Raw genomic sequence first — 25,036 nt, 5'->3', positions numbered from 1 at the left:
GGATCGAGGAACGATTCGGTTCAGGCCTTCCCGACCCCGACCCGCTTGATTTCCCATTCAAGCTCAACGCCCGCAGTCTCGCGCACCCGGCGGCGCACCTCCTCGCCCAGGCCTTCGATATCGGCGGCGGAGGCGGAACCGTGGTTGATCAGGAAATTGCAGTGCATCTCGGAAACCTGGGCGTCGCCCATGCGCAGGCCCCGGCACCCGGCGGCGTCGACAAGCTCCCAGGCCTTCCGGCCCGGCGGGTTCTTGAAGGTGGAACCGCCCGTGCGGGTGTTGACCGGCTGGGTGGAGGAGCGCGCCTCGGTGATGGCGTTCATCTCGGCGAGGATCTCTTCCGGATGGCCGGGGCGGCCCTCGAACAGGGCCTCGGTGAAGATCACGTCCTCCGGCACGCTCGAATGGCGGTAGGTGAAGCCCATCTGGGCATGCGTGAAGGTCACCGCCTCGCCCGTGCGGGTCACGCCCCGGGCCTCGACGAGCACGTCCTTCGTCTCGCCGCCATAGGCGCCGCCGTTCATGCGCAGGGCGCCGCCGATAGTGCCGGGAATGCCGCGCAGGAACGAAAGTCCCGCGATGCCGGCCTCCGCCGCCGCGCGCGCGACCTTCACGTCCGCCGCGCCCGCACCCGCGCGGATGCGATGGCCCGGCTCGACCGCGATGTCGGAAAAGCCCTTGCCCAAGCGGATCACCGCGCCCTCCCACCCGCCGTCGCGAATGAGGAGGTTCGAGCCCAGCCCCACGACGAGCACCGGAATGCTGCGGTCGAGACGGCGCAGGAAATACGCGAGATCGTCCGTATCGGCGGGCGTGAACAGCACCTGTGCGGGACCGCCCGTGCGGAACCAGGAGAGCGGCGCGGTGGGCGCATTCGCGTCCAGCCTGCCGCGCAGTTCGGGCATGGCGGCTTTCAACGCAGGCGTGATGTCGGCAAACATCAGGCCGCCTTCTCGCCCAGGGCCGCGAGCTCGCCGGGAAGCGCATAGGCCCATTGGGTGATGTTGCCGGCGCCGAGGCAGATCACGTAGTCGCCCGGCTTCGCGATGCCCTTCACGAGGCCCGCGAGGTCTTCCGACTTTTCGAGCGCCATCACGTTGCGATGGCCGCGGGCCTTGAGGCCCGACACGAGGCCGTCGCGGTCGGCGCCGGGAATCGGCGCCTCGCCCGCCGCATAGACCGGCGCGACGATGACCGCATCCGCGTCGTTGAAGCAGGTGCAGAACTGGTCGAAGAGCGACGACAGGCGCGTGTAGCGGTGCGGCTGCACAACGGCGATGACCTGCCCTTCGGTCGAAGCGCGGGCGGCCTTCAGCACCGCCGCGATCTCGATGGGATGGTGGCCGTAATCGTCGAACACGGTGACGCCGTTCCACTCGCCCGTGCGCGTGAAGCGGCGCTTCACGCCGCCGAAGCCCGCGAGCGCCTTGCGGATCGCATCGGGCGAGACGCCGAGTTCGTGCGCCACCGCAATGGCGGCGGTGGCGTTGAGCGCATTGTGTGCGCCCGGCATCGGCAGAACGAGGTCTTCGAGTTCGAGGCGGAAGCCCGGACGGCGGTCGCGGATCATGACGCGGAACTTGGTCTGTCCGCCGCGCGGATCGACATCCATGATGCGCACGTCCGCCTGCGGGTTCTCGCCGTAGGTGATGATGCGCCGGTCCTCGATGCGGCCCACGAGGTCCTGCACCGTCGGATGGTCGATGCACATGACCGCGAAGCCGTAGAAGGGAATCGAATCGATGAAGGAGCGGAAGGCCTCCTTGATCGCGTCGTAGGACCCGAAATGATCGAGGTGCTCGGCGTCGATGTTGGTGACGATGGCCACATCCGCGGGAAGCTTCAGGAAGGTGCCGTCTGACTCGTCCGCTTCCACCACCATCCACTGGCCGTCGCCCATGCGGGCGTTGGTGCCGTAGGCATTGATGATGCCGCCGTTGATGACCGTCGGATCGAGGCCGCCCGCATCGAGAAGCGTGGCGACGAGGGACGTGGTCGTGGTCTTGCCGTGGGTGCCCGCCACCGCGACGCAGGACTTGAAGCGCATGAGCTCGGCGAGCATCTCGGCGCGGCGCACGACCGGCAGGCGACGCTCGCGGGCGACGATCAGCTCCGGGTTGTCCCGCTTGATGGCGGTGGAGACGACCACGATCTCGGCGTTCTCCACGTTCTCGGCCTTGTGGCCGATGAAGGTCTTGATGCCTTTGTCGGCCAGGCGCTTGACGTTGTAGTTGTCCGCGGCGTCCGAGCCCTGAACCGTGTAGCCCAGATTGTGCATGACCTCGGCGATGCCCGACATGCCGATGCCGCCGATTCCGATGAAATGAATGGGACCAAGCTTCGGCGGCAGTTTCATGGGCTTTTTCCGTTATTGTTCGAGGGAACGAGATGGAGAACGGCTTGAGCCAGGCGCTCCGCCGCATCGGTGATGCTGGCGCTATGTGCGGCGACGGCGGCTTTGGTCAAGCGGTCAGGCTGTTGAAAAAACGACCGAATTTCATCGGCCAGGCGCTCAGGCGTAAATTCGGTTTGCGGACAAACGATGGCAGCGCCCAGGTCGCCGAGGGTCTTGGCGTTGGCCGCCTGGTCCTGGTCGAGGGAGCCCGGCAGGGGCACGAGGATCGAGGGACGGCCGATCACGGCGAGCTCGGCCACCGTCGAAGCGCCAGAACGGGACACCACGAGATGGGCGGCGCCCAGGCGGTGCGGCAGGTCCTTGAAGAAGGGCTCGGCCTCGAATTCCACGTTCAGCCGGCGGTAATGCTCGCGGACCCGCTCCAGATCCTCGCCCCGCGCCTGCTGGCAGATCGAGAGGCGGGAGCGCAGCTCCGGCGAAAGAAGCGCGATGGCGGGCGGCACCACGTCGCTCATCACGCGCGCGCCCTGGCTGCCGCCGACCACGAGCAGGCGCATCCTGTCCCCGGCCTCGAGCGGCGGATAGGGCTGGCGCGCCGCTTCCAGCACCGCGGGACGGATCGGGTTGCCGGTGTGGATGAGCTTGCCCGGCACATGGGCGGGCACGCCCTTGATGTTGGCGAAGCCGGTGGCGATCACGGTGGCGCGGCGGGCGAGCAGGCGGTTGGCGCGCCCCATCACGCCGTTCGCCTCATGGATCACGGTCGGCACCTTGAGGAGCGAGGCGGCGAGCACCGGCGGCACGGTGGGATAGCCGCCGAAGCCCACGACCGCGGCGGGCTTCATCCGGCGGATCGCGGCCGCCGCCTTCAATGTCCCCTGCCCCAGCATGAGCGCGGCCTTCGCCATCTGCGGCAGCGAGCGGCCCGAGGGCGTCGCGGAGGGAATCTCGACGATCTCCTCGGCGGGGAACGACCCCGCATAGGCATTGGCGCGCTTGTCGGTGGCGAGCGCCACCCGCGCGCCGGACGCTTTCAGCGCATTCGCCAGCGCCTCGGCGGGAAACAGATGACCGCCGGTGCCGCCGGCGGTCAGGAGGATGAGGGGGGACGTCATGCCTGCGCCCGATCCTGGCTGAAGTGATCCATCATCTCGGCCCGCGGGCGGCGGCGCGTGAGCGCGATCAGGAATCCCATGCCGAGGGCAAGCGACAGAAGCGACGAGCCGCCATAGGAGATGAAGGGCAGCGTCATGCCCTTGGCGGGCATGAGATGCACGTTCACCATCATGTTGATGCAGGCCTGCAGGCCGAACATGAAGATGAGGCCCGTGGCCGCGAGCCGGCAGAAGGGATCCTCGTTGCGGCGGGCGAGCGTGAGGCCGCGCAGCACGATGAAGGCGAAGAGCGCGAGCAGCGCGAGGCAGACGACGATGCCGAACTCCTCCGCCGTGACGGCGAAGATGAAGTCGGTATGCGCGTCCGGCAGGATGCGCTTGACCGAGCCCTCGCCCGGGCCGCGCCCGAGCCAGCCGCCGCGCGCGAAGGATTCCATGGCGGTATCGACCTGGAAGGTGTCGCCGGAATCCTTGTCGAGGAAGCGCTCGATGCGGGCGCGCACGTGCGGCAGGAACTCATAGGCCGCCACGATGCCGACAAGCCCCGCGCCGCCGAGACCCATCACCCAGAACCAGTGCAGGCCCGCGACGAAGAACAGGCCGCACCACACGATGGTGACGAGCATGGTCTGGCCGAAATCGGGCTGGAGGATCAGGGGAATGATCGTGGCGGGCAGAATCAGGAAGGCCAGGAACGTGCCCGGCACGTCCTTGCGCCGCGCACCCTCCGAGAAGGCCCAGGCCGAGAGCACGACGAAGGCGGGCTTCACGAATTCCGACGGCTGAAGGCCGAGGGGACCGATCATGATCCAGCGATGCGCGCCCTTGATCTCGGGCCCGTACTGGAACGCCAGCAGGATCAGCGCCATGCCTACCGCATAGACGATGAGCGCCAGCCGCCGCAGATGGCGCAGCGACAGGAACGAGACGGGAATCATGATGGCGAGCGCCGGGATGAGGAACATCACCTGCCGGTTCACGAAGTGGAACGTGGAGAGGCCGAGCCGCTCCGCCACCGGCGGGCCGCCGGCCATGAGGAAGACGAGACCGGCGAGCATGAGGATGGCGAGCCCCGCGAGAAGCAGGCGGTCGACCGTCCACCACCAATCGCCGAAGGGCGAGCGTTCCGCGCGAGATACCATTCTCAAGCCCCTTTGGTTTCGAGGCCGGGCAAGGCCCGGACCAGATCGCGGAAACGGTTTCCGCGCACTTCGTAATTGGGAAACTGATCGTAGGACGCGCAGGCGGGCGAAAGCAGCACGACGGCGGGAGTGCCCAGCGCCTGCGCATCGAATGCCGCCTGCTCGACGGCCGTGTCGAGCGTCCCGCAACGGATGTAAGGCACCGCGCTGCCAAGCGTCGTCGCAAACTCCTCCGTCGCCGCGCCGATCAGGTAAGCCTTGCGGATCTTCGGGAAGTATTCCCGCAAAGGCTCGATGCCGCCTTCCTTCGCCTTGCCGCCGAGAATCCAGAGAATGGTGTCGAAGGACTTCAGCGCCTTCTCGGTGGAATCCGCGTTGGTGGCCTTGGAATCGTTGATGAAGAGAGTCTCACCGATGCGGCCGACCTCCTCCATGCGGTGAGGCAGGCCGGGGAAGGTGCGAAGGCCGGAGCGGATCTTCTCAAGGGTAACGTTCAAGGCACGAGCGACCGCGACGGCAGCGGCGGCGTTCTGCGCGTTATGGGCGCCGCGCAGCGAGCCGATGCCCGACAGGTTTGCAACGGGCGCGGCATCGGAGGCCGTCACTTCCACGAGCGTTTCACCATCCGCAAAGACACCCTTTGCGCCAAGAGGCTCGACCGATATCCGGGCGACGTTCACGCCCCTGCTCTCACAGGCCACGGCAATCGCGCGGCTCATGGGATCGTCGATGCCGATGACGGCGAAATCCGCCTTCGCCACCAGCCGCTCCTTGATCGCCGCATAGAGTTCCATCGTTCCGTGCCGGTCGAGGTGATCGGGCGAGAGGTTGAGATGGACGCCGATGCTCGGCGCGAGCGACGGCGCGAGGTCGATCTGGAACGAGGAGCACTCGATCACGTGGATGCGGTTGTCGGACGGCGGCTCCAGCGAGAGGATCGCCGTGCCGATATTGCCGCCCATCTGCACGTCGCGGCCCGCCTCGCGAAGGATATGCGCGATGAGCGCCGTGGTGGTGGACTTGCCGTTCGTGCCGGTGATGGCGACGAAGGGCGCATTCGGCGCGATCTTCGCGCGCTCGCGGCAGAACAGCTCGATATCGCCGATGATTTCGACGCCCGCCTCCTTGGCGAGCTTCGCGGACCAGTGAGGCTCCGGATGCGTGAGCGGCACGCCCGGAGAGAGAATGAGCGCGGACACCTTGGACCAGTCGAGTCCGCGCAGGTCGCCCGTCTCGATGCCCTGAGCGGCCGCTTCCGCCATCTTCGCCGGATTGTCGTCGCAGGCGACGACCCGCGCCCCGCCCGCCTTCAGGGCAAGCGCCGTCGCGAGCCCCGATCCGCCGAGGCCGAAGAGCGCGACCGTTTTGCCTAAGAAGGTCGTGACGGGGATCATGCGCCTTACCGCAGCTTGAGGGTCGCGAGGCCGACGAGGGCGAGAACGACGGCGACGATCCAGAAGCGGATCACCACCTGCGGCTCGGTCCATCCCAGCTGCTCGAAGTGATGATGGATCGGCGCCATCTTGAAGACGCGCTTGCCGGTGAGCTTGAACGAGGCGACCTGGATGATCACGGACATGATCTCCAGCACGAAGAGGCCGCCGACGATGGCGAGAACGATCTCGTGCTTGGTGGCGACCGCGATCGCGCCGAGCATGCCGCCGAGCGCGAGCGAGCCCGTGTCGCCCATGAAGATCTGGGCCGGAGGCGCGTTGAACCAGAGGAAGCCCAGCCCCGCCCCGATGAGCGCGCCGCAGAGCACGGCGAGCTCGCCGGTGCCGGGCACGAAATGGATCTGCAGGTAGTTGGAGAACACCGCGTTGCCCGCGAGATAGGCGATGAAGCCGAAGGTACCCGCCGCGATCATCACCGGCACGATGGCAAGGCCGTCGAGGCCGTCCGTGATGTTCACCGCGTTGCCCGCGCCGACGATCACGAAACCAGCGAAGACGATGTAGAACCAGCCGAGATTGAAGATCAGGTCCTTCGAGAAGGGCAGCGCCAGCTTGTTCGCCAGGCCCGGAGTCGCCATGTAGGATATCGCGATGCAGGCACAAGCCGCGATCAGCGCCTCGATGGCAAGGCGGGACTTGCCCGAAAAGCCCTTGTGCGACTGCTTCGTGACTTTGAGGTAATCGTCATAGAAGCCGATGGCGCCGAAGCCCACGGTGACGAAGAGCACGATCCAGACATAATGGTTTTCGAGGTTCGCCCAGAGCAGGGTCGAGACCAGGACGCCCGCGAGGATCATGAGCCCGCCCATGGTCGGCGTTCCGCGCTTCGTCAGAAGGTGCGATTGCGGCCCGTCCTCGCGGATCGGCTGGCCCTTGCCCTGGCGCACGCGCAGCAGCGAGATGATCGCAGGCCCGAACATGAACACGAAGAGCAGGCCGGTCGCCGTCGCGCCGCCGGTGCGGAACGTGATGTAGCGGAAGATGTTGAGAGGGCTGAAGTAAGGGCTGAGTTCAGCCAGCCAGGTGAGCATCGGTCATCCTTTCAGCGCGTTTGCCGCGTGGCTCGCGCCGTAACGTTCTTTCAAAGCTTTGACAATGAGGGCCATCTTCATGCTCAGCGAGCCCTTGACGGTCACGGCATCGCCGGGGCGGATTGCGGCGCAGACCGCGTCCACCAGATCGGCGGAGGTCTCCGCATGGGCCGCGACCTTGGCCCGTGGCAGGGCATCCACGAGATTTTTCATGAGAGAACCGGCGGCGAAGACGAGGTCGATTCCGTTCGCCTCGATCGCCTCCGCCAGATCCGCATGGAGCTTCGGTCCCGTCTCGCCCAGTTCCTTCATGTCGCCCAGCACGGCGATCCGCCGCGCTCCGCGCCCGAGTTCGACGGCGCCGAGATTGGCGAGCGCCGCGCGCATGGAGGCCGGGTTGGCGTTGTAGCTCTCGTCGATCAGCAGGGCCTCGCCGTCGCCGATGGCGAGCATGGTCCGCTCGCCGCGCCCGACCGGCGGCTTCAGTTCGGCGAAGGAGAGCGCCACGAGCGCGAGATCCGCGCCGAGCGCGTGGGAGGCTGCGAGCACGCTCAAGGAATTGAGCGCGATATGCCGGCCCGCCGTGCCGATCCTGTAGGTGAGCTTCTGGCCGAAGATCGTGGCGTCGACGACGGAGTGATCGGGCTTCACGACGATGCGGTGGGCGCGGATATCCGCCCCCTCGTGCTCGCCGAAGGTGAGGATGCGGCCCGCGGCGGAGGCCTGGGCATGGGCGCGCATGCGCTCGAAATAGGCATTGTCGCGGTTGATGACCGCCGTTCCGCCGGGCTCGAGACCGGAGAAGATCTCGCCCTTGGCGTCGGCGATGCCCCAGAGGGACGGGAAGAACTCGATATGAACCGGCTCGACGGTGGTGATCACCGCCACATGCGGGCGCACCATGCCGGTGAGCGGAAGAATTTCATAGGCATGATTCATGCCGATCTCGAACACGCCGAAGGTGCTCTCGCGCGGCATGCGGGCGAGCGTCAGCGGGACGCCCCAGTGATTGTTGTAGGACGCCACGGAAGCGTGGGTCGCCCCCTGTCGGGAGAGCGCGAGCCGCATGGCTTCCTTCGTGCCGGTCTTGCCGACGGAGCCGGTGATGGCGACGATCTTCGCCTGCGTGCGGGCGCGGGCCGCGCGGCCCATCTGGCGCATGGCCTCCAGCACGTCCGGGACGACGACGAGCCTGTCGGAGCCTGCGAAGGCAGGAGCCTTTTCCTCGCAGACCACGGCGGCGCAAGCGCCCTTCTCCAGCGCCGCCAGCACGAAATCGTGGCCGTCATGCACATCGCCCTTGATGGCGAAGTAGAGATCGCCGGGTTCGAGCGTGCGCGTATCGATGGAGGCCCCGCTCGCCTGCGCGAAACCGGCGCCGATGCGGGCGCCGGTGGCGGCTGCGATCTCCTGCGATGTCCAAAGGGGCGACGTCATCCCTGCCTCTCCGCGATGGCCGCCCGGACCTCGTCGTGGTCCGAGAACGGCAAGGTCCGGTCGCCGATGATTTGGCCCGTTTCATGACCTTTGCCCGCCACGACCAGAATATCGCCCGGCCGAAGTTCGTTGACGGCGGTGCAGATGGCCAGCGCGCGGTCCCCGATCTCCCGGGCGCCGGGGGCTCCCTTCAGGACCTCGGCGCGGATGGCCGCCGGATCTTCCGAGCGAGGATTATCGTCCGTGACGATGACGACATCCGCCTTGTCGCTGGCGATGCGCCCCATGAGCGGACGCTTGCCGCGATCCCTGTCGCCGCCGCAGCCGACGATGCAGAACAGCCGTCCCTTCACGAAGGGGCGAAGGGCGTCGAGCACATGGGCGAGCGCATCGGGCTTGTGGGCGTAGTCGACGATGCAGGTTGCGCCGTCCACCATGCCCACCTGCTCCAGGCGGCCCGAGACGCCCTTCAGGATCTTGAAGCCCTCGAACACCTCGGCCGCCCGGCCCTCGCCTTCCACCGCGAGCACCAGCCCCGCGGCGACGAGGGCGTTCTCGACCTGGAAGGCGCCGAGAAGCGGCAGGGTGGTTCGAACGGTCCTGCCATAGGCCTCGACGGTCAGGACCTGGGTGAACTCTTCCGCGCGCGCCTCGACGAGGCGCAGCGTCTCGCCCATGGCGCCCGTGGTGAGAAGCCTCAAGCCGCGGTTGCGCACGCCCTGGAGAAAGACATCCGCATAGGGGCCGTCCGCGTTGATGATGGCGGGCGCATCGGCAGGCAGAAGGGTGTCGAACAGGCGCAGTTTCGCCGCCGCGTAGGCTTCGGTCGTGCCGTGATAATCAAGGTGATCGCGCCCGAGATTGGTGAAGCCCGCCGCATTCAGGCGCACCCCGTCGAGACGGCGCTGATCGATGCCGTGCGAGGAGGCCTCCATGGCGAGCCGCGTCACGCCGTCCTTCGCCAGGCGGTCGAGACTCTCGTGCAGGGAGATCGGATCGGGCGTGGTCAGCGAGCCGTAGGCCGCGCCGTCGGAGGTGATGATGCCCAGCGTTCCGACGCTGGCGGACTTGTATCCCAGATGCGCGAAGAGCTGGCGCGCGAAATCGGCCACCGAGCTCTTGCCGCTCGTGCCCGTGACGGCGACGATCTTTTCCGGCTGACGCGGATAGAAGCGGGCCGCCGCCAAGGCCAGCGCACGGCGCACATCCGCCACGCGAACATAGGCGACGTGAGGCGGCAGGTCGGACGGACGCTCCGCCTCGCCTGCGACCGCCACCGCGCCCGCGGCCACGGCCTGCGGCACGAAGCTCATGCCGTCGACCTTCGTGCCGGGCACGGCGAAGAACAGGGTGCCCTGCCCGACCTTGCGGCTGTCGGAAGCGATCCGCGAAACGGAAAGAGACGCGTTCACCGCATCGTCCTTCGCAAGGTCGAGAAGATCGGCGAGTGTCATGGCATCGGCGCTCATCGGTTGCTGCCCCAGGCGCCGAGGCGCGTCATCAGCGGGAAAGGTTGCACGGGCGGCTCGAAGCGTGGCGGCACGCCGAGCAGCGGCGCCACACGCTCGATGATGTTGCCGGTCACGGGGCCTGCGTTCCAGCCCGCCGTCGAGAAACCGTAGGTGCCCTCGACCGCCTGCGGTTCGTCCATGATGGTGAGGAACACGTATTTCGGCTTGTCTGCCGGCACCACCGCCGTGAAGGTGGTGAAGTTCTTGTTCTTGGCATAGCGCCCGTTGATGACCTTCTCCGCCGTGCCGGTCTTGCCGCCGACGAAGAAGCCCGCCACGGAGGCGGAGCCCGCCGAGCCTTCCGGCGTGGAGGCGTTGAGGCGCATCACGTAGCGCATGGCCTCGCTCGTTTCGGGCTTCAGGACCTGCAGGGCGTTCTGGCGCGCCTCCTCGGCGGTGCGCTTCAGGAAGGTCGGCTTGATCAGGACGCCGCCATTGACCAGCGCGCCCACCGCCATGAGCGCCTGGAGCGGCGCGACGGCGAGGCCGTGGCCGAAGGCGATGGTCATGGTGTTGAGCTCGCCCCAGCGCGGCGGGATGATCGGCAGCGCATTCTCCGGCAGCTCGGTTTCGAGGCGGGAGAGCTGGCCCATCTTGCGCAGGAAGGCCTTGTGCCCCTCGACGCCGATGCCGAGCGCCATGCGCGCGGTGCCGATGTTTGAGGAGTGCACGAAGACTTCCGGCGTGGTGAGGACGCGCCGCGTCGGATGATAGTCGCCGATGGTGAACTTGCCGTAGCGCAATCCCGACCGGGCGTCGAAGGTCGAGTTGATGTTGTACTTGCCGGAATCGAGCGCCATCGCGACCGTGAGGGCCTTGAAGGTCGAGCCCATTTCGAACACGCCCACATTGATGCGGTTGATCCGGTCCTTGTCGAGCGCATCGACCGGGTTGTTGGGATCGTAGTCCGGCAGCGACACGAGCGCGATGACCTCGCCCGTGTTCACATCCATGATGGCGCCGGCGGTGGCCTTCGCCTTGAACTTCGCCATGCCCTTCGCGAGCTCGTCGCGCAAGGCGTGCTGCACGCGCAGATCGAGGGAGAGCTGTACGGGCTTGAGGTCGGCGGCGGAGATGTTGAAGCCCGCCCCGTTGAGGTCCTGCAGGCCCATGCTGTCGATGTATTTCTCGATCCCGGCGATGCCGACATTGTCCACGTTGGCAAAGCCGAGCACGTGGGCGGCGGCCTCCGCGTTGGGATAGACGCGCTTGTTCTCGGGCAGGAAGCCGACGCCGGGGATGCCGAGGCGATGGACCTCCGCCTGCTGGCGCGGCGTGATCTCGCGCTTGACCCAGACGAAGCCCTTCTTGGTGTTGAGCTTGTTGCGCAGCTCGGTGGCGTCGAGATCCGGCAGCACGGCGGTGAGAAGCTCCACCGCCTCGTCCTTGTCGATGATGTTGCGCGGCTCCGCGAAGACGGAGACCATCTTCACGTCGGTGGCGAGGATATCGCCGTTGCGGTCGACGATATCGGGACGGGCCGCGGAGATTTCGGACGAAGCCGCGCGGCGCACCTCGCTCGTGTTCTCGCTCGTCACGGCAAGATGCACGAGCCGCCCGCCGATCAGGCCGAAGAGGAGCACGAAGCAGGCCGCGGCGAGCCCCACGCGCGACGTGCTCTTGTCGTGACGCAGGCGGAACAGCTCGCGGGCGTGGCCTATCAGGCCGCGCTTGGGGGCACGCTTCCCGCTGCGGCCCGTCTGCGCCGTTGCGCCGTTCTCACGCACGAAAGCGGGGTCGATCCCGAACCCGGAATCCGTGTTCGGGTCCGATGCTCCGGGAGGAAGGCTTCTACCCTGCCATTCGGTTTCTGGCTCTTGCAACACGAGGCTCACCGTTTCGGGGTTTGGGTCGTCGGGGTGCGGGCGTCGGAAGATTTGTCCTTGGGCGTCGAGGTGGGCCCGAGAAGACCGAGCGCCTCGAGCTTGCGACCGATCTCGTCCTCGCGCGAAGGCCGGTTCGGCAGGTCGGAGAGACGGGCGAGCTGCTGGATCTTCAACGGCTGCAGATCGAGATGCTGATCGACCGCAGCCTGCAGGCGATCCGGCCTGTCGAGATATTGCCACTCGGCCTGCAGCACGGCGATGGCCTCGCGCTCGCGCTGTACCTGCGACTTCAGCTTCGCGACCTGCTCGACATAATAGAGCGTCTCGTACTTGATCGAATACGCATAGCCCGCCGAGGCGATGAGAACCGTGATGGCGATGATGTGGAGCAGTCGGATCACCGGCGCCCTCCCCGTTTCTCGGCACTCTGCGGCAGTTCGGCCAGCATGGTGATGGCGCTCGATGGCTCCTGGGGCGGCGCATCGGTGCGCGCGCCGGCTCTCAGCTTCGCCGAGCGGGCGCGCGGGTTGCGCGCCATTTCCTGTTCGCCCGGAGCGACGGGACCGCGGGTGACCGCCTCGAAGGTCGGCTCCGGCGGCGCGGCCGTCGGAAGATGGCGCGAGCCTGCGGGCGCGCGACCGGTGCGGAGCGTGAAGAACTGCTTCACGATGCGGTCTTCCAGCGAATGGAAGGTCACGACCACGAGCCGTCCGCCGGGCTTGAGAATGCGTTCGGCGGCGTGGAGCGCGCGCACGAGCTCGCCGAGCTCGTCGTTGACCGCGATGCGCAAGGCCTGGAACACGCGCGTGGCCGGATGAATGCCGCCCGGCTCCTGGCGGATCAGGGAAGCCACGAGATCGGCGAGCTGCCGCGTGGTCTCGAAGGGCTGGCGGCGGCGCGCTTCGATGATGGCGCGGGCCACGGCGCGCGCGCGGCGCTCTTCGCCGTAATGATAGAAGATGTCGGCGAGCTCCGCCTCGGAAGCCTCGTTGACGAGATCCGCCGCGCTCGGGCCGCTTTGCTCCATGCGCATGTCGAGCGGGCCTTCACTGCGGAAGGAGAAGCCGCGCTCGGCCTGATCGAGCTGCATGGACGAGACGCCGATATCGAGCACGACACCGTCGACGCTCTCGAAACCCTGCGCCTGCGCGATCTCGTCGAGATCGCCGAAGCGCCCGGGAACGAGCATCAGGCGTTTCTTGAACTTGGCTGCGAGCGAAGCACCGCCCACGATCGCATCGGGATCGCGGTCGATGGCGATCACCTTGTTCTGGGGATGGGCATCGAGAATGGCGCGCGTGTAACCGCCCGCGCCGAACGTGCCGTCGATGAAAAGGCCACCGCGCTTCACATCGAGCGCATCACACACCTCTGCCAGGAGCACAGGAACGTGACGGGACGGTCCGCCAGCGGCTCCGGCTCCTGGGCCGTCGCCGCGTCCCATCATCGCTCCCGCACTCCCGGTGAGGTATTCTGCACTGCTTGCGGCTCCAATATTCGGCTTCCCAAGGCCCTCTTCAGGTCTCGGACCTTCGTGCGCGCCTCCTCCAGATGCGCACGGAAGCGCTCGGGCTCCCAAATCTGGAACTTGTGACCGAGCCCGACGAACGTCACCGTATCGCCAATCCCGGCATGCACTTTTACCGTATCCGTCAGGATGACACGCCCCTCCGGATCGACCTTCAGAATCTCGCTGGTCCCGAACAACGCCGTCGACAGCTGATCCCGCTCGTCCGAATAGGGGGACAGGGTCGACAAGAACGCATCGATCTCGTTCAGAAGCACGTTGCCGCCCGCGTCCAAGGCCGGCGCATCGAGCGCCGGATGCACGTAGAGCCCCTCGAAGCCATCCCGAGCCAACACGGCCCGGAAGGATGCGGGGATCGAGACGCGACCCTTCGAATCCAACTTGTTGGTGAAATTGGACACGAAGCGGTTCATTGGCCGCAGCTCGCACGCTCCTGATTGTCAGCCCCCCGGCAGATCGCAAGGACCTGCCGCCCGCGTCGGGTGGTGACGCTACTTTCCGAAGCGAAACGCAGGCACCGCTTGAGTGCTTGACGTCCCCTTCGGAAGACACCGTCGACGGGATGATTTGGGATAACATGGGATAATATGGTCGTCAACGGAACGAGGATGGCGTGCGCGCCTCATGGTACGCATGCCCCATGAGACGCATTTACGGTTAATGAATCGTAAGCGGGGCAAAGGTTTGCTCCGCTTTCCCGCAAATTCGGGGCCTGTGGAAAGATTGGGTCAGCCGGCCTGTAAGCCGGGTTCTGTAGGGCCCAAGGCTGTAAGACCTTGGACGTGGCGACCATTCCTCTGGGACGGCCATTGCTGACCGCCTCTAGCAACCAACCCGGACGACGAGCCTGGAAACCGGCCTGGCGCGAACGCCTGTCGTCCCTATTCGGTTTTGCTCCTGGTGGGGTTTACCATGCCGTCCGCATTGCTGCGTCCGCGGTGCGCTCTTACCGCACCCTTTCACCCTGACCCCGAGATCGAGAAGACCTTGCGGGGCGGTCTGCTTTCTGTGGCACTTTCCCTAGGGTTTCCCCCGCCGGACGTTATCCGGCACCTTGCTTCCATGGAGCCCGGACTTTCCTCCCCGAGACGAGCTCGAAGCGGCCGCCCGGCCAGCTGACGATGGGGATGTGGTGCCAAAAGGGTCCTGCCGTCAAGGGTGCAGGATCACTCGGCCGCGGCCGTGATCACCTTCACCTTGGCGCAATAGGTCCGCGACGCGCTCGTCATGGTCTGGGCCCGGTGCCCGAACTGGTAGCGCAGAATGGTGCCGCAGGTATCGCCTCCGGCCAGCTTATAGGCCCTGGCCAGATATTTCAGGCCGTAGCGGAGGTTCGTCTCCGCATCGAGGAGTCCGGCCGCCGCTCCCTGGTAGCCGAGGGACTGGGCGGTGCGAAAGTTGATCTGGGTCAGGCCCATATGCGGGCCGTTGCGGGCGCCGGGATTGTAGCGGCTCTCGAGGCGGACGATGGCATCGGCCAGTTCGTAGGGCAGGCCGTTCTCGGCGGCGTAGCGGGCGATCAGCGGTTTCATGGCGGTCGCGCGCTGGCTGTCCGACGGGCGGAGCCTCAGCTTGGGATCCACGGGTGCGGCCGGAAGCGAAGCGGTCTGCTCCGCGTCGGTCTCGCCCGCCTCGCCGGCGGCGACCTCCTCAGCCTGTGCGCCCTCCTCCTTGGCCTCGGCAGCCTCGGGCTCGGCGGGCTGCGGCTTGGCGGGGGCAGATTTGTCAGGGACGGGTTTGCCGGACACGGGCTTGGAGGCGACGGCCTCCTTCTTAGGCGCTGCGGCCTTGGCCGTCTTCTTGGCGTCGGCCGCCTCGGCGGCGTCCTCCTCGACGGGAGCGGACGCTTCTTCCGCAGCGGCCTTCAGGAAGTCCTCGGCCTGGTCGGGAGAGACGATCTTGTCGGCACTTCCTCCCTCGGCCCGCGCCTGGGATGCCAGGGTCAAGGCGGCGGCGCCGAGGAGCGCAATTACGAGGCTTCTGAGGAAATGTTGCCAAGTCAAACCGATACTCCAACTGGCTATTGTCACGAGGGCGCGCTGGGTGGGGGCGAAATAAGGCGAAGATGAGGCAGGCCGAGCCGCAATTGTGTTCGGAATTGCTTCGAGCCGATCCGCTTTCCCTTGGGGCTTCAGGGCTTTCCGCCACAATTCTAGCCTCCGGGAGAGCTGAAAATTTTTCGTCGGCTTGCCGGGGACGGGAGGAACTCTTTCAATGTCCAGGAGTTGGCGAGAGCGTAAGGTCAAGCTAAACAGAGCTGGGCAGCCTACCGCCCGCACAATTACAGGGAAGCCTCCATGAAGAAGATCATGACAGCCATTGCCGCCGGTGCACTCACCCTCTCGATGGCAGCTTGCAATACCCCCGGCGAACGCGCGGTCGGCGGCGCCGCGATCGGCGGCCTTGCTGGTGCGGCGATCGGTGGTGCTGCGACGGGCCGCGGCAGCGGCGCTCTGGCCGGTGCGGCGATCGGTGCTGCCGGCGGTGCGATCGTCGGCGCTGCGACCACGCCGAGCCGTCCGGCCTGCCCGTATGGCACTTACCAGGATATCTACGGCAACGTTTACTGCCGCTGATCGCAATCTTTACGATCGAATTCGGGGGCCGAGCCATCTCGGCCCCCTTTTCTTTTGCCCGGACTTGAGCGTACGACTGAACTTGAGATGATTCAGTCGATTTGGGGTAAGCTCGGCGGCGCCGGGATCGGATTTGCTTTGGGTGGGCCCATCGGCGCGCTGCTGGGCGGCGTCGCCGGCCACATGCTCATCGACCGCGAAGGCGCTTTGTTCGGAAAGCCCCCGCGCGATGTTCTGTTCACCATGGGCCTGGTTGCCCTGGCCGCCAAGATGGCCAAGGCCGACGGCGTGGTGGTGGATGTGGAGGTCAGGGCCTTCGAGCAGATCGTCGAGGTGCCGGAAAGCGAGCACGAGCGGGTCGAACGCCTGTTCAACCTCGCCATGCAGACCTCGGACGGGTTCGAGGCCTATGCCCGGCAGATCGGCGAGGAGTTCAAGGACGAGCCCGCCCTTCTGGAAGACGTGCTCGACGGCCTGTTCCACATCGCGAAAGCCGACGAAGCGGTCCACGAGGCCGAGTATGCCTATCTCAAGGATGTGGCCGCGATCTTCGGCCTCTCCGACGCCGAGTTCGAACGCATCGCCGCGCGCCACGTGAAGCGCGCGGACGATCCCTACCTCATTCTCAAGGCCGACCGGAGCATGAGCGACGAGGAGCTGAAGCGGCACTACCGCAGGCTTGTGGCCGACAACCACCCGGACCGCGAGATTGCCCGGGGCCTGCCGCCGGAGGCCGTCAGGATCGCCACCGAGCGGCTGGCCGCAATCAACGCCGCCTGGGAACGCGTCGCCGCCGAACGGAAGATCAGGTGACCTCATGACCGCGCTGTCCCCGGAAAGCCCCATCGCCAGCAAGGTGTTTCCATCGCCCAATCACGGGGAGCGCAAGGACGGGCAGCGCCCCAGCATGCTGATCCTCCACTACACGGGCATGCCGGACGAGGGCGAGGCCCTGCAATGGCTGTGCAACCCGGTCTCGCAGGTTTCAGCCCATTACTTCGTGTTCGGCGACGGGCGCGTGCTGCAGCTCGTTCCGGAATCGCGCCGGGCCTGGCATGCGGGCCTCTCCTCCTGGGATGGCGAGACCGACGTCAATTCCTGCTCCATCGGGATCGAGATCGCCAATCCCGGTCATCCGGGCGGCCTGCCGCCCTTCCCCGACGCGCAGATCGGGAGCGTCGCGGCGCTCGCGAAGGACATCGTCACACGCTGGCGCATTCCGGCGACGCGGGTGCTCGCCCATTCGGACGTCGCCCCCGGCCGCAAGGTCGATCCCGGCGAGCGCTTTCCCTGGAAGACGCTGCACGAGGCCGGTGTCGGCCATTGGGTCGCGCCCGCAGGCTTGAGCGACGGGCGCTTCTTCTCCCGCGGCGATCAGGGCATGCCCATCGAAGCGCTTCAGGCCATGCTCGCGATGTATGGCTACGGTGTGAAGATCACCGGAGTTTTCGACGAGGAGACGGAGAAGGTCGTGGCCGCCTTCCAGCGCCATTTCCGCCCCGAGCGCGTGGACGGCGTGGCGGATGCCTCCACCATCACCACCTTGCGCGACCTGATTGCACGGCGGCCCTCTGCGGCCGCCGCATGAAGCTTTCCTACTCCGCCGCCATCACCCTGTAGCCTGCCGGATCGTAGTTGAGGATGGGGCTCAGCCAACGCTCGACCTCCGGCACGCTCATGCCCTTGCGGGCCGCGTAATCCTCCACCTGATCGCGCTCGACCTTGGCGACGCCGAAGTAATAGGCCTGCGGGTGCGACAGGTAGAGGCCCGAAACGGACGAGCCCGGCCACATGGCGTAGGTTTCCGTCAGCGTGACGCCGATGCGGCGCTCCGCTTCGAGCAGGCTGAAGAGCGTCGCCTTCTCCGTGTGGTCGGGCTGCGCGGGATAGCCTGGCGCGGGGCGGATGCCCCGATATTCCTCGGCGATCAGGCCTTCGTTCGTGAGGTTCTCGTCCGAGGCGTAGCCCCAGAATTCCTTGCGCACGCGCTCGTGCATCCGCTCGGCGAAAGCCTCAGCCAGACGGTCGGCGAGCGCCTTCACCATGATCGAGCGGTAATCGTCGTTGGCGCGCTCGAACTTCTCCGCGATGCGCACCTCCTCGATGCCGGAGGTCACGACGAAAGCGCCGATCCAATCCGGCTTTCCGCTCTCGACGGGCGCCACGAAGTCGGAGAGGCACAGGTTCGGCTTGCCGTCGCGCTTCGAGAGCTGCTGGCGCAGGCCGTGGAACGTGGCGAGCTCCTCCGTGCGGCTCTCGCCCGTATAGAGGCGGATGTCGTCGCCCACCGCGTTGGCGGGCCAGAAGCCGATGACCGCCTTCGGGTTGAACCAGCGCTCGTCGACGAGCTGCTTGAGCATGGCTTGCGCATCTTCCCAGAGCTGGCGCGCGGCCGGGCCCTGCTTCTCGTCGTCGAGGATCGCCGGGAAGCGGCCTTTCAGCTCCCAGGTCTGGAAGAAGGGCGTCCAGTCGATATAGGGCACGAGCTCGCCCACATCGTAGCTGCGAAATACGCGCGCGCCGGTGAAAGTCGGCTTCGGCGGTTGGTACGACGACCAGTCGGGCGTGAATCTGTTGGCGCGCGCCTTCTCGATGGAGAGGCGCTGCTTGTCGGCCTCCGAACGCGCATGGGCTTCCGCCACCTTGCGGTATTCGGCCCGCAGCGTCTCGACATAATCCTTCTTCATGTCGGGCGAGAGCAGCGATGAGACGACGCCGACCGCGCGGCTTGCATCGGTCACATAGACCGCCTGCCCCTTGTGATAGTTCGGGTGGATCTTCACCGCCGTATGAACGCGGCTCGTGGTGGCGCCGCCGATGAGGAGCGGAATGTCGAAACCCTCGCGCTCCATCTCGCTCGCCACGTTCACCATCTCGTCGAGGGACGGCGTGATGAGCCCGGAAAGGCCGATCACGTCCACCTTCTCCTTGCGCGCGGTCTCCAGAATCTTCTGCGCCGGCACCATCACGCCGAGATCGATGACCTCGTAATTGTTGCAGGCGAGCACAACGCCGACGATGTTCTTGCCGATATCGTGCACGTCCCCCTTCACGGTCGCCATCAGCACCTTGCCGGCGGCGGAGCGCTCGGAGGAGCCGCCGGCCTCCTTCTCGGCTTCCATGAACGGCATGAGATAGGCAACCGCCTGCTTCATCACGCGGGCGGATTTCACCACCTGCGGCAGGAACATCTTGCCCGCGCCGAAGAGATCGCCCACCACGTTCATGCCCGCCATGAGCGGCCCTTCGATCACGTGCAGCGGGCGATCCGCCAAGAGGCGCGCCTCTTCCGTATCCTGCTCGATGAACTCGGTGATGCCGTTGACGAGCGCATGCTCGATGCGCTTCTCGACGGGCCAGGAGCGCCATTCGAGATCGGCCACTTTCGACGCGCCCGTGCCGTCGCCCTTGAACCGGGGCGCGGCTTCCAGCAGGCGCTCCGTCGCATCGGGACGGCGGTTGAGCACCACGTCCTCGCAGAGCTCCCGCAGCTCGGGATCGATCTGCTCGTAAACGGCAAGCTGCCCCGCATTCACGATGCCCATATCCATGCCGACCTTGATGGCGTGGAAGAGGAACACGGAATGCATGGCCTCGCGCACGGGCTCGTTGCCGCGGAAGGAGAAGGAGAGGTTCGACACGCCGCCCGAAATATGGGCGTGAGGCAGCGTCTCGCGGATGATGCGCGTCGCCTCGATGAAGGCGACGCCGTAGCCGTCATGCTCCTCGATGCCGGTGGCGACCGCGAAGACGTTCGGATCGAAGATGATGTCCTCTGGCGGAAAGCCGACCTTCTCCGTGAGCACCTTGTAGGCGCGCGTGCAGATCTCGACCTTGCGCTCCAGCGTATCGGCCTGGCCCTTTTCGTCGAAGGCCATGACGACGACGGCGGCGCCGTAGGAGCGGCAGATCTTCGCCTGCGTGATGAAGGCCTCCTCGCCCTCCTTCATGGAGATCGAGTTCACGATGGCCTTGCCCTGGAGGCACTTGAGGCCCGCCTCGATCACGTTGAACTTGGACGAATCCACCATCACCGGCACGCGGGCGATGTCGGGCTCCGCCGCCACGAGGTTGAGGAACTCCACCATCGCCTTCTCGGAATCGAGCAGGCCTTCGTCCATGTTGACGTCGATGACCTGCGCGCCGTTGGCCACCTGATCGCGCGCCACGTCGAGGGCGGCGGCGTAATCGCCGTTGGTGATGAGCTTGCGGAACTTGGCGGAGCCCGTGACGTTCGTGCGCTCGCCCACGTTCACGAAGGGAATGTCGGAGGTGAGCGTGAAGGGCTCCAGGCCCGAGAGCCGCATGAGCGGCTGCACCTTCGGCACCTGGCGCGGAGACTTGCCGGCCACGGCCTCGGCAATGGCGCGGATATGCGCCGGCGTCGTGCCGCAGCAGCCGCCGACCACGTTGACGAGACCGGCATCGGCGAATTCCGCGATCATGCGGGCCGTCGCCTCGGGGCTCTCGTCGTAAAGGCCGAACTCGTTGGGCAGGCCCGCATTGGGATAGGCGCAGACGAAGGTATCGGCCGCCTTGCCGATTTCCTGGATATGCGCGCGCATCTCCCGGGCGCCGAGCGCGCAGTTGAGGCCGATGGAGAAGGGCTCCGCATGGCGCACGGAATACCAGAAGGCGGTCGGCGTCTGGCCGGACAGCGTGCGGCCGGAGAGGTCCGTGATCGTTCCCGAGATCATCACGGGCAGCTTCACGCCCTTCTCTTCGAACACGCGATGCGTGGCGACGATGGCGGCCTTGGCGTTGAGCGTATCGAAGATCGTCTCGATGAGGATGATCTCGGCCCCGCCGTCGATCAGCCCCCTCACCTGCTCGGCGTAAGCGTCGCGCACCTGATCGAAGGTCACGGCGCGGTAGCCGGGATTGTTCACGTCCGGCGAGATCGAAAGCGTGCGGTTCGTCGGCCCGACGGCGCCCGCGACGAAGCGGCGGCGACCGTCCTCTTTCTCGGCGATCAGCGCGGCCTCGCGGGCGAGGCGCGCGCCCTCATAGTTCAGCTCGTAGACGATCTCCTCCATGCCGTAATCGGCCTGGGCGATGGAGGTGCCGGAAAAGGTGTTGGTCTCCACGATATCCGCGCCCGCGCGGAAGTAGTCGAGATGCACGTTCCGGACCGCATCCGGCTGCGTGAGGATCAGGAGGTCGTTGTTGCCCTTGACGTCGTGCGCCCAATCCTTGAAGCGCTCGCCCCGGAAATCCTCCTCCGAGAAGCGCGAGCGCTGAAGCTCGGTGCCCATGGCGCCGTCGAGCACGAGAATGCGCCTGGAAGCGGCTTCGCGCAGCGCCTTGAGGATTTCGGCGCCATTGGCGGGACGAGGATGGAACGCAGTCATTCGGTCTGTTCTCTTTTCACCGCAGCCGGTTTGATCCGGCCGTCGGCGCTGGTTTCAATAGAGCAAAGGCAAATGCCCGGCAGAGCCGGGCATCGAACACGTCACGCAGCCGCTTTCACCTGCTGGTCGCGCAGCCCGAGCAGGTGACAGATCGCATAGACCAGATCGGCACGGTTCATGGTGTAGAAGTGGAATTCGTTGACGCCGCGGTCGACGAGATCGAGCACCTGCTCCGCGGCGACCGCCGCCGCCACGAGCTTGCGGGTCTCCACGTCGTTGTCCAGGCCCTCGAACCGGGCGGCGAGCCAATCGGGAACGCTGGCTCCCGTCTTGGCGGCGAAGTTCGCCGTCTGCTTGAAGTTCTGCACCGGCACGATGCCGGGCACGATCGGGATCTCGATGCCGCGCGCGCGGACGCGGTCGAGGTAACGGAAGTAGAGATCGTTGTCGAAGAAGAACTGGGTGATGGCGCGGTCCGCGCCGCTATCCACCTTCGCCTTCAGCACGTCGATATCCGCATCGAGCGAGGGGGCCTCCGGGTGCTTCTCCGGATAGGCGGAGACGGAGACCTCGAAATCGCCGATGGCCTTGATGCCCGCCACGAGATCGCAGGTCTGCCGGTATCCGCGGGATGCGGCTCGTATGCCGTGCCGATGCCCGCGACGGGATCGCCGCGCAGGGCCACCACATGGCGCACGCCCGCATCCCAATAGGAGCGGATGACGCCGTCGATCTCTTCCTTCGTCGCGGCGACGCAGGTCAGGTGCGCGGCAGGCTTGAGATGCGTTTCCTTCACGATGCGGGAGACCGTGGCATGCGTGCGCTCGCGGGTGGAGCCGCCCGCGCCGTAGGTCACGGAAACGAATTGCGGATTGAGCGGGGCGAGGCGCTGGATCGATGACCAGAGGGTCGCCTCCATCTCCGGGGACTTGGGCGGAAAGAACTCGAAGGAGACCTTGATCGGGCGGGAGGCCTGACGGCTTGGGCGAAGGGTGAGCGGTGACATCAGGCGACCTCTCTGTCGGGTTCGTTCAAGGGCCAATCCGTCAAAGCGCGGCGATCCTGGCCAAGCCAAAGGGATACGGTCAATTGCTCCTCGCCCTTCCTGGGCGGGGCGATCTCCCGGTTGAGGGTGCAGTCGAGCCCCGCCTCGTCGAGCCATCCCGCCACCTGGGACGGAGCGAAGCCGAGGCGGCGATGCGCCTGCGCCTCGCGCAGGAATTCGAGGTTATGCGGCGCGAAATCCACCACGAGGATGCGTCCGCCGGGGGCCACCAGGCGGGCCGCCTCGCGGATCGCGCGGGCCGGATCGTCCAGGTAATGCAGCACCTGATGGATCACGACGAGATCGAAGGTGTTGCGCGGGAACGGAGGCGCATAGATATCGCCCTGCCGCAGCTCGATGCCCCGCAGGCCCGCCTTCTCCAGATTGGCGCGGGCGACCGAGAGCATGGCATGGCTGGCGTCCAGCCCGACCGTGCGCTGGGCCCGGGGCGCCAGCAATTGCAGCATGCGGCCGGTGCCGGTGCCGAGATCGACGAGATTGCGGATCGGCGCCGGCCCCAAAGCGTCGAGCACGGCGGCCTCGACCACCGCCTCGGGGGCATGAAGCGAGCGCAGGCGGTCCCATTCGGGAGCCAGACGCGAGAAGAAGGCCTGGGCGGCCTGGGAGCGCTGGGCGCGCACGGCTTCGAGCCGGGTGCGGTCCTCCAGCAATTGCGGGTCGGACCGGTCCAGGCTTTCCAGGGTCGGGCGGATGATGCGCAGGGCCACGCCCCGGTCGGTGAGCCGGAAAAAGGCCCAGGCCCCTTCCCGGTGCCGCTCCACGAGACCGGCCTCGACGAGGAGCTTCAGGTGGCGGGAGATGCGCGGCTGGGACTGGCCGAGAATGTCCGTGAGGTCGGAGACCGAGAGCTCGCCCTCCGTCAGGAGCGCCAGGATCCGCAGGCGCGTCTCCTCCGCGGCGGCCCGCAGAACGTCCAGGGTCAGGTCCAGAGATGGAGACGGAGTGTCGGGCAAAGCCAAATCTCGCTCTTACATATAAAGATATATTTATATGTATTTTGACGCGAGGGCAAGCAAGCGTTTTGAGCTGGCGGCCATGGCACCGCCATTTCGGACGGGAAACCGGTTCCCGCTTGTCCTGAAATGGCTCCAAACGAAATCACCGGCGTGAGGCCGGTGATGACGCGAGCATGTTTTGACGGCTTACCGGAAGGGCGGTTCGTCGAAGCTGCGCAGCTTGCGCGAATGCAGGGAGGAGCGCTGCCCCCGCAGGATGTCGAGCGCCGCGAGGCCGATCATGAGGTGCTCGCTCACCGCCCGCTCGTAGAAGGCGTTGGCCGCGCCGGGCAGCTTGATCTCCCCGTGCAGCGGCTTGTCCGACACGCATAGCAGGGTGCCGTAGGGCACGCGCAGGCGGTAGCCCTGGGCGGCGATGGTGCCGCTTTCCATGTCCACCGCGATGGCGCGGGACAGGTTGATCTGCCGCCGCTCCTGGCTCCAGCGCAGCTCCCAGTTCCGGTCGTCATAGGTCACGACCGTGCCGGTGCGCAGGCGCCGCTTCAGCTCCTCGCCCCGCTCGCCGGTGACCTGCACCGCCGCGTCCTGCAGGGCGACCTGGATTTCGGCCAGTGCGGGCAGCGGAATTTCCGGCGGCACGGCGCCGTCGAGGATGCGGTCGCGGCGGAGATAGCCGTGAGCCAGCACGTAATCGCCGATGGACTGCGACTGGCGCAGGCCACCGCAATGGCCCACCATGAGCCAGCAATGGGGGCGCAGCACCGCCAGGTGATCCGTGATGTTCTTCGCGTTCGACGGGCCGACGCCGATATTGACGAGCGTCACGCCCTGCCCGTCCTTGCGCATCAGGTGATAGGCGGGCATCTGGAAGCGATGCCAGGGCGATGAAGCGATCAGCTCGTCGACCGCCGTCCTGTCCAGGCCGCGTTCGATGGTGACGCCGCCCGGCAGCACCAGCCTCGTATAAGGCCCGCTCTCGTTCTCCAGCTCCGTCACGGCCCAGCGGATGAACTGGTCCACATAGCGGTGATAGTTGGTGAGCAGGATCCAGGGCTGGACGCAGCGCCAGTCGCTGCCCGTGTAGTGCACGAGGCGGCGAAGCGAGTAATCCACCCGCGCCGCATCGAAGAGCGCGAGCGGGCGCGGCTCGCCCTCGTGGAAGATCCAGGTGCCGTCGGCGATCTCGTCGCCGACCTTGGCGAGAAGCGGCGTCGGGAAATGCTGGGCGAGTTCGGCCGCCGAATGCGCGCCGCGCCCGAGCTCGTCCCCGCGCTCGAAGACGTAAGGATAGGGAATCTCCTGGTCGCTGACGCCCACCGCGATGGTGGCCCCGTAATCGCGCACGAGGTAGTTCAGCTGCTCCAGCAGGTAATTCTTGAAAAAGGCCGGCTGCGTGACGGTCGTCGCATAGATGCCGGGGCCCTGGAACTTGGCATAGGCGCGCTGCTTGACGGGCGGAACCGAGGTCGACCGGTAATCGAGGCGCAGCTCGGGATAGCGGAAACGGGAGCGTTCGAGGGGCGTGGGGGCCGTGCCGGTTGCGAAGAAATGCTCCAGGGCATGGCGCTGGGCGTCGATGGCGCTGTCGTGGAGCGCAATGAGCCGCTCGACGGCTTCTTCAGGTGTGGCAACGGATTGGAAGGCGGAAATGTGATCGGCTGGCACGTGGACTCTCTTCTTTTGTCTC

General features: G+C 66.5%; 19 protein-coding genes, 1 other RNA gene and 1 pseudogene. 3 read left to right on the top strand and 18 right to left on the bottom strand.

Features of this window, described 5'->3' with window-relative positions:
* Positions 1-20: 20 nt before the first annotated feature.
* The 14 genes from murB to L879_RS24200 all read right to left on the bottom strand — a co-directional run bounded on the left by murB (position 21) and on the right by L879_RS24200 (position 15,403).
* Positions 21-941, bottom strand: coding sequence for a UDP-N-acetylmuramate dehydrogenase (murB, locus tag L879_RS0104705; RefSeq protein ID WP_438268093.1), 921 nt, complete (start codon positions 939-941; stop codon positions 21-23).
* The gene (murC, locus tag L879_RS0104700) at positions 941-2,356 is read right to left on the bottom strand and encodes a UDP-N-acetylmuramate--L-alanine ligase (protein WP_027315089.1); all 1,416 of its coding nucleotides are present in this window, start codon (positions 2,354-2,356) and stop codon (positions 941-943) included. Before murC ends, murB begins: the two co-directional genes overlap by 1 nt.
* Positions 2,353-3,471: an undecaprenyldiphospho-muramoylpentapeptide beta-N-acetylglucosaminyltransferase gene (murG, locus tag L879_RS0104695; RefSeq protein ID WP_027315088.1), complete on the bottom strand. Its 1,119-nt coding sequence runs from the start codon at positions 3,469-3,471 to the stop codon at positions 2,353-2,355. Before murG ends, murC begins: the two co-directional genes overlap by 4 nt.
* A complete protein-coding gene (locus L879_RS0104690) occupies positions 3,468-4,613 on the bottom strand; it encodes an FtsW/RodA/SpoVE family cell cycle protein (RefSeq protein ID WP_027315087.1) in 1,146 nt (381 codons plus the stop codon). Before L879_RS0104690 ends, murG begins: the two co-directional genes overlap by 4 nt.
* A gap of 2 nt (positions 4,614-4,615) precedes the next feature.
* Positions 4,616-6,007 (bottom strand): UDP-N-acetylmuramoyl-L-alanine--D-glutamate ligase, encoded by a 1,392-nt coding sequence (gene murD / locus L879_RS0104685; protein ID WP_027315086.1) that lies wholly within the window; start codon positions 6,005-6,007, stop codon positions 4,616-4,618.
* 5 nt (positions 6,008-6,012) lie between these two features.
* Positions 6,013-7,098 (bottom strand): phospho-N-acetylmuramoyl-pentapeptide-transferase, encoded by a 1,086-nt coding sequence (mraY, locus tag L879_RS0104680; RefSeq protein ID WP_027315085.1) that lies wholly within the window; start codon positions 7,096-7,098, stop codon positions 6,013-6,015.
* Positions 7,099-7,101: 3 nt separating this feature from the next.
* Positions 7,102-8,535, bottom strand: a complete 1,434-nt coding sequence (locus L879_RS0104675) for a UDP-N-acetylmuramoylalanyl-D-glutamyl-2,6-diaminopimelate--D-alanyl-D-alanine ligase (RefSeq protein ID WP_027315084.1) — start codon at positions 8,533-8,535, stop codon at positions 7,102-7,104.
* Positions 8,532-9,989, bottom strand: coding sequence for a UDP-N-acetylmuramoyl-L-alanyl-D-glutamate--2,6-diaminopimelate ligase (locus L879_RS0104670; protein ID WP_051435052.1), 1,458 nt, complete (start codon positions 9,987-9,989; stop codon positions 8,532-8,534). The genes L879_RS0104675 and L879_RS0104670 overlap by 4 nt, the downstream gene beginning before the upstream one ends.
* 11 nt (positions 9,990-10,000) lie before the next feature.
* On the bottom strand, positions 10,001-11,881 hold the full coding sequence (locus L879_RS0104665) for a peptidoglycan D,D-transpeptidase FtsI family protein (RefSeq protein ID WP_027315082.1): 1,881 nt from the start codon (positions 11,879-11,881) through the stop codon (positions 10,001-10,003).
* Positions 11,878-12,273, bottom strand: coding sequence for a cell division protein FtsL (ftsL, locus tag L879_RS0104660; protein ID WP_027315081.1), 396 nt, complete (start codon positions 12,271-12,273; stop codon positions 11,878-11,880). The genes L879_RS0104665 and ftsL overlap by 4 nt, the downstream gene beginning before the upstream one ends.
* A complete protein-coding gene (rsmH, locus tag L879_RS0104655) occupies positions 12,270-13,319 on the bottom strand; it encodes a 16S rRNA (cytosine(1402)-N(4))-methyltransferase RsmH (protein WP_051435036.1) in 1,050 nt (349 codons plus the stop codon). Before rsmH ends, ftsL begins: the two co-directional genes overlap by 4 nt.
* Entirely contained in the window at positions 13,316-13,813 is a 498-nt protein-coding gene (mraZ, locus tag L879_RS0104650) for a division/cell wall cluster transcriptional repressor MraZ (RefSeq protein ID WP_027315079.1), read from the bottom strand. Before mraZ ends, rsmH begins: the two co-directional genes overlap by 4 nt.
* Before the next feature lie 311 nt (positions 13,814-14,124).
* Positions 14,125-14,519: RNase P RNA component class A (gene rnpB, locus L879_RS22600), an RNA gene on the bottom strand.
* Positions 14,520-14,566: 47 nt separating this feature from the next.
* The gene (locus L879_RS24200) at positions 14,567-15,403 is read right to left on the bottom strand and encodes a lytic transglycosylase domain-containing protein (RefSeq protein WP_051435035.1); all 837 of its coding nucleotides are present in this window, start codon (positions 15,401-15,403) and stop codon (positions 14,567-14,569) included.
* Between the two features lie 294 nt (positions 15,404-15,697).
* On the opposite strand from L879_RS24200, the gene L879_RS0104640 reads away from it, so the two are divergent.
* From L879_RS0104640 to L879_RS0104630, 3 genes are all read left to right on the top strand, one after another.
* On the top strand, positions 15,698-15,976 hold the full coding sequence (locus L879_RS0104640) for a YMGG-like glycine zipper-containing protein (RefSeq protein ID WP_027315078.1): 279 nt from the start codon (positions 15,698-15,700) through the stop codon (positions 15,974-15,976).
* Positions 15,977-16,063: 87 nt separating this feature from the next.
* Entirely contained in the window at positions 16,064-16,789 is a 726-nt protein-coding gene (locus L879_RS0104635) for a TerB family tellurite resistance protein (protein ID WP_027315077.1), read from the top strand.
* 4 nt (positions 16,790-16,793) lie between these two features.
* Positions 16,794-17,564: an N-acetylmuramoyl-L-alanine amidase gene (locus L879_RS0104630; RefSeq protein ID WP_027315076.1), complete on the top strand. Its 771-nt coding sequence runs from the start codon at positions 16,794-16,796 to the stop codon at positions 17,562-17,564.
* A gap of 7 nt (positions 17,565-17,571) precedes the next feature.
* Here L879_RS0104630 and metH read toward each other — a convergent pair whose 3' ends face one another.
* The 4 genes and pseudogenes from metH to L879_RS0104610 form a co-directional block, all read right to left on the bottom strand.
* On the bottom strand, positions 17,572-21,327 hold the full coding sequence (gene metH, locus L879_RS0104625) for a methionine synthase (protein ID WP_027315075.1): 3,756 nt from the start codon (positions 21,325-21,327) through the stop codon (positions 17,572-17,574).
* A 101-nt stretch (positions 21,328-21,428) separates the two neighbouring features.
* Positions 21,429-22,333, bottom strand: a pseudogene (gene metF / locus L879_RS20460) (methylenetetrahydrofolate reductase [NAD(P)H]).
* Complete coding sequence (locus L879_RS0104615; protein WP_051435034.1) at positions 22,333-23,346, bottom strand: ArsR/SmtB family transcription factor; 1,014 nt, start codon at positions 23,344-23,346, stop codon at positions 22,333-22,335. The pseudogene metF and the gene L879_RS0104615 overlap by 1 nt, the downstream one beginning before the upstream one ends.
* Positions 23,347-23,535: 189 nt before the next feature.
* Entirely contained in the window at positions 23,536-25,014 is a 1,479-nt protein-coding gene (locus tag L879_RS0104610; protein WP_027315073.1) for an AMP nucleosidase, read from the bottom strand.
* Positions 25,015-25,036 lie beyond the last annotated feature (22 nt).

The organism is Microvirga flocculans ATCC BAA-817 (assembly GCF_000518665.1).
Classification (GTDB): Bacteria; Pseudomonadota; Alphaproteobacteria; order Rhizobiales; family Beijerinckiaceae; genus Microvirga; species Microvirga flocculans.
This window is presented reverse-complemented; position numbering and strand designations above follow the sequence as displayed.

Coding starts and splice junctions, on each gene's coding strand:
- murB (WP_438268093.1), bottom strand. CDS start 941: ATGTTTGCCGACATCACGCCTGCGTTGAAAGCCGCCATGCCCGAACTG.
- murC (WP_027315089.1), bottom strand. CDS start 2,356: ATGAAACTGCCGCCGAAGCTTGGTCCCATTCATTTCATCGGAATCGGC.
- murG (WP_027315088.1), bottom strand. CDS start 3,471: ATGACGTCCCCCCTCATCCTCCTGACCGCCGGCGGCACCGGCGGTCAT.
- L879_RS0104690 (WP_027315087.1), bottom strand. CDS start 4,613: ATGGTATCTCGCGCGGAACGCTCGCCCTTCGGCGATTGGTGGTGGACG.
- murD (WP_027315086.1), bottom strand. CDS start 6,007: ATGATCCCCGTCACGACCTTCTTAGGCAAAACGGTCGCGCTCTTCGGC.
- mraY (WP_027315085.1), bottom strand. CDS start 7,098: ATGCTCACCTGGCTGGCTGAACTCAGCCCTTACTTCAGCCCTCTCAAC.
- L879_RS0104675 (WP_027315084.1), bottom strand. CDS start 8,535: ATGACGTCGCCCCTTTGGACATCGCAGGAGATCGCAGCCGCCACCGGC.
- L879_RS0104670 (WP_051435052.1), bottom strand. CDS start 9,989: ATGACACTCGCCGATCTTCTCGACCTTGCGAAGGACGATGCGGTGAAC.
- rsmH (WP_051435036.1), bottom strand. CDS start 13,319: ATGATGGGACGCGGCGACGGCCCAGGAGCCGGAGCCGCTGGCGGACCG.
- mraZ (WP_027315079.1), bottom strand. CDS start 13,813: ATGAACCGCTTCGTGTCCAATTTCACCAACAAGTTGGATTCGAAGGGT.
- L879_RS0104640 (WP_027315078.1), top strand. CDS start 15,698: ATGAAGAAGATCATGACAGCCATTGCCGCCGGTGCACTCACCCTCTCG.
- L879_RS0104635 (WP_027315077.1), top strand. CDS start 16,064: ATGATTCAGTCGATTTGGGGTAAGCTCGGCGGCGCCGGGATCGGATTT.
- L879_RS0104630 (WP_027315076.1), top strand. CDS start 16,794: ATGACCGCGCTGTCCCCGGAAAGCCCCATCGCCAGCAAGGTGTTTCCA.
- metH (WP_027315075.1), bottom strand. CDS start 21,327: ATGACTGCGTTCCATCCTCGTCCCGCCAATGGCGCCGAAATCCTCAAG.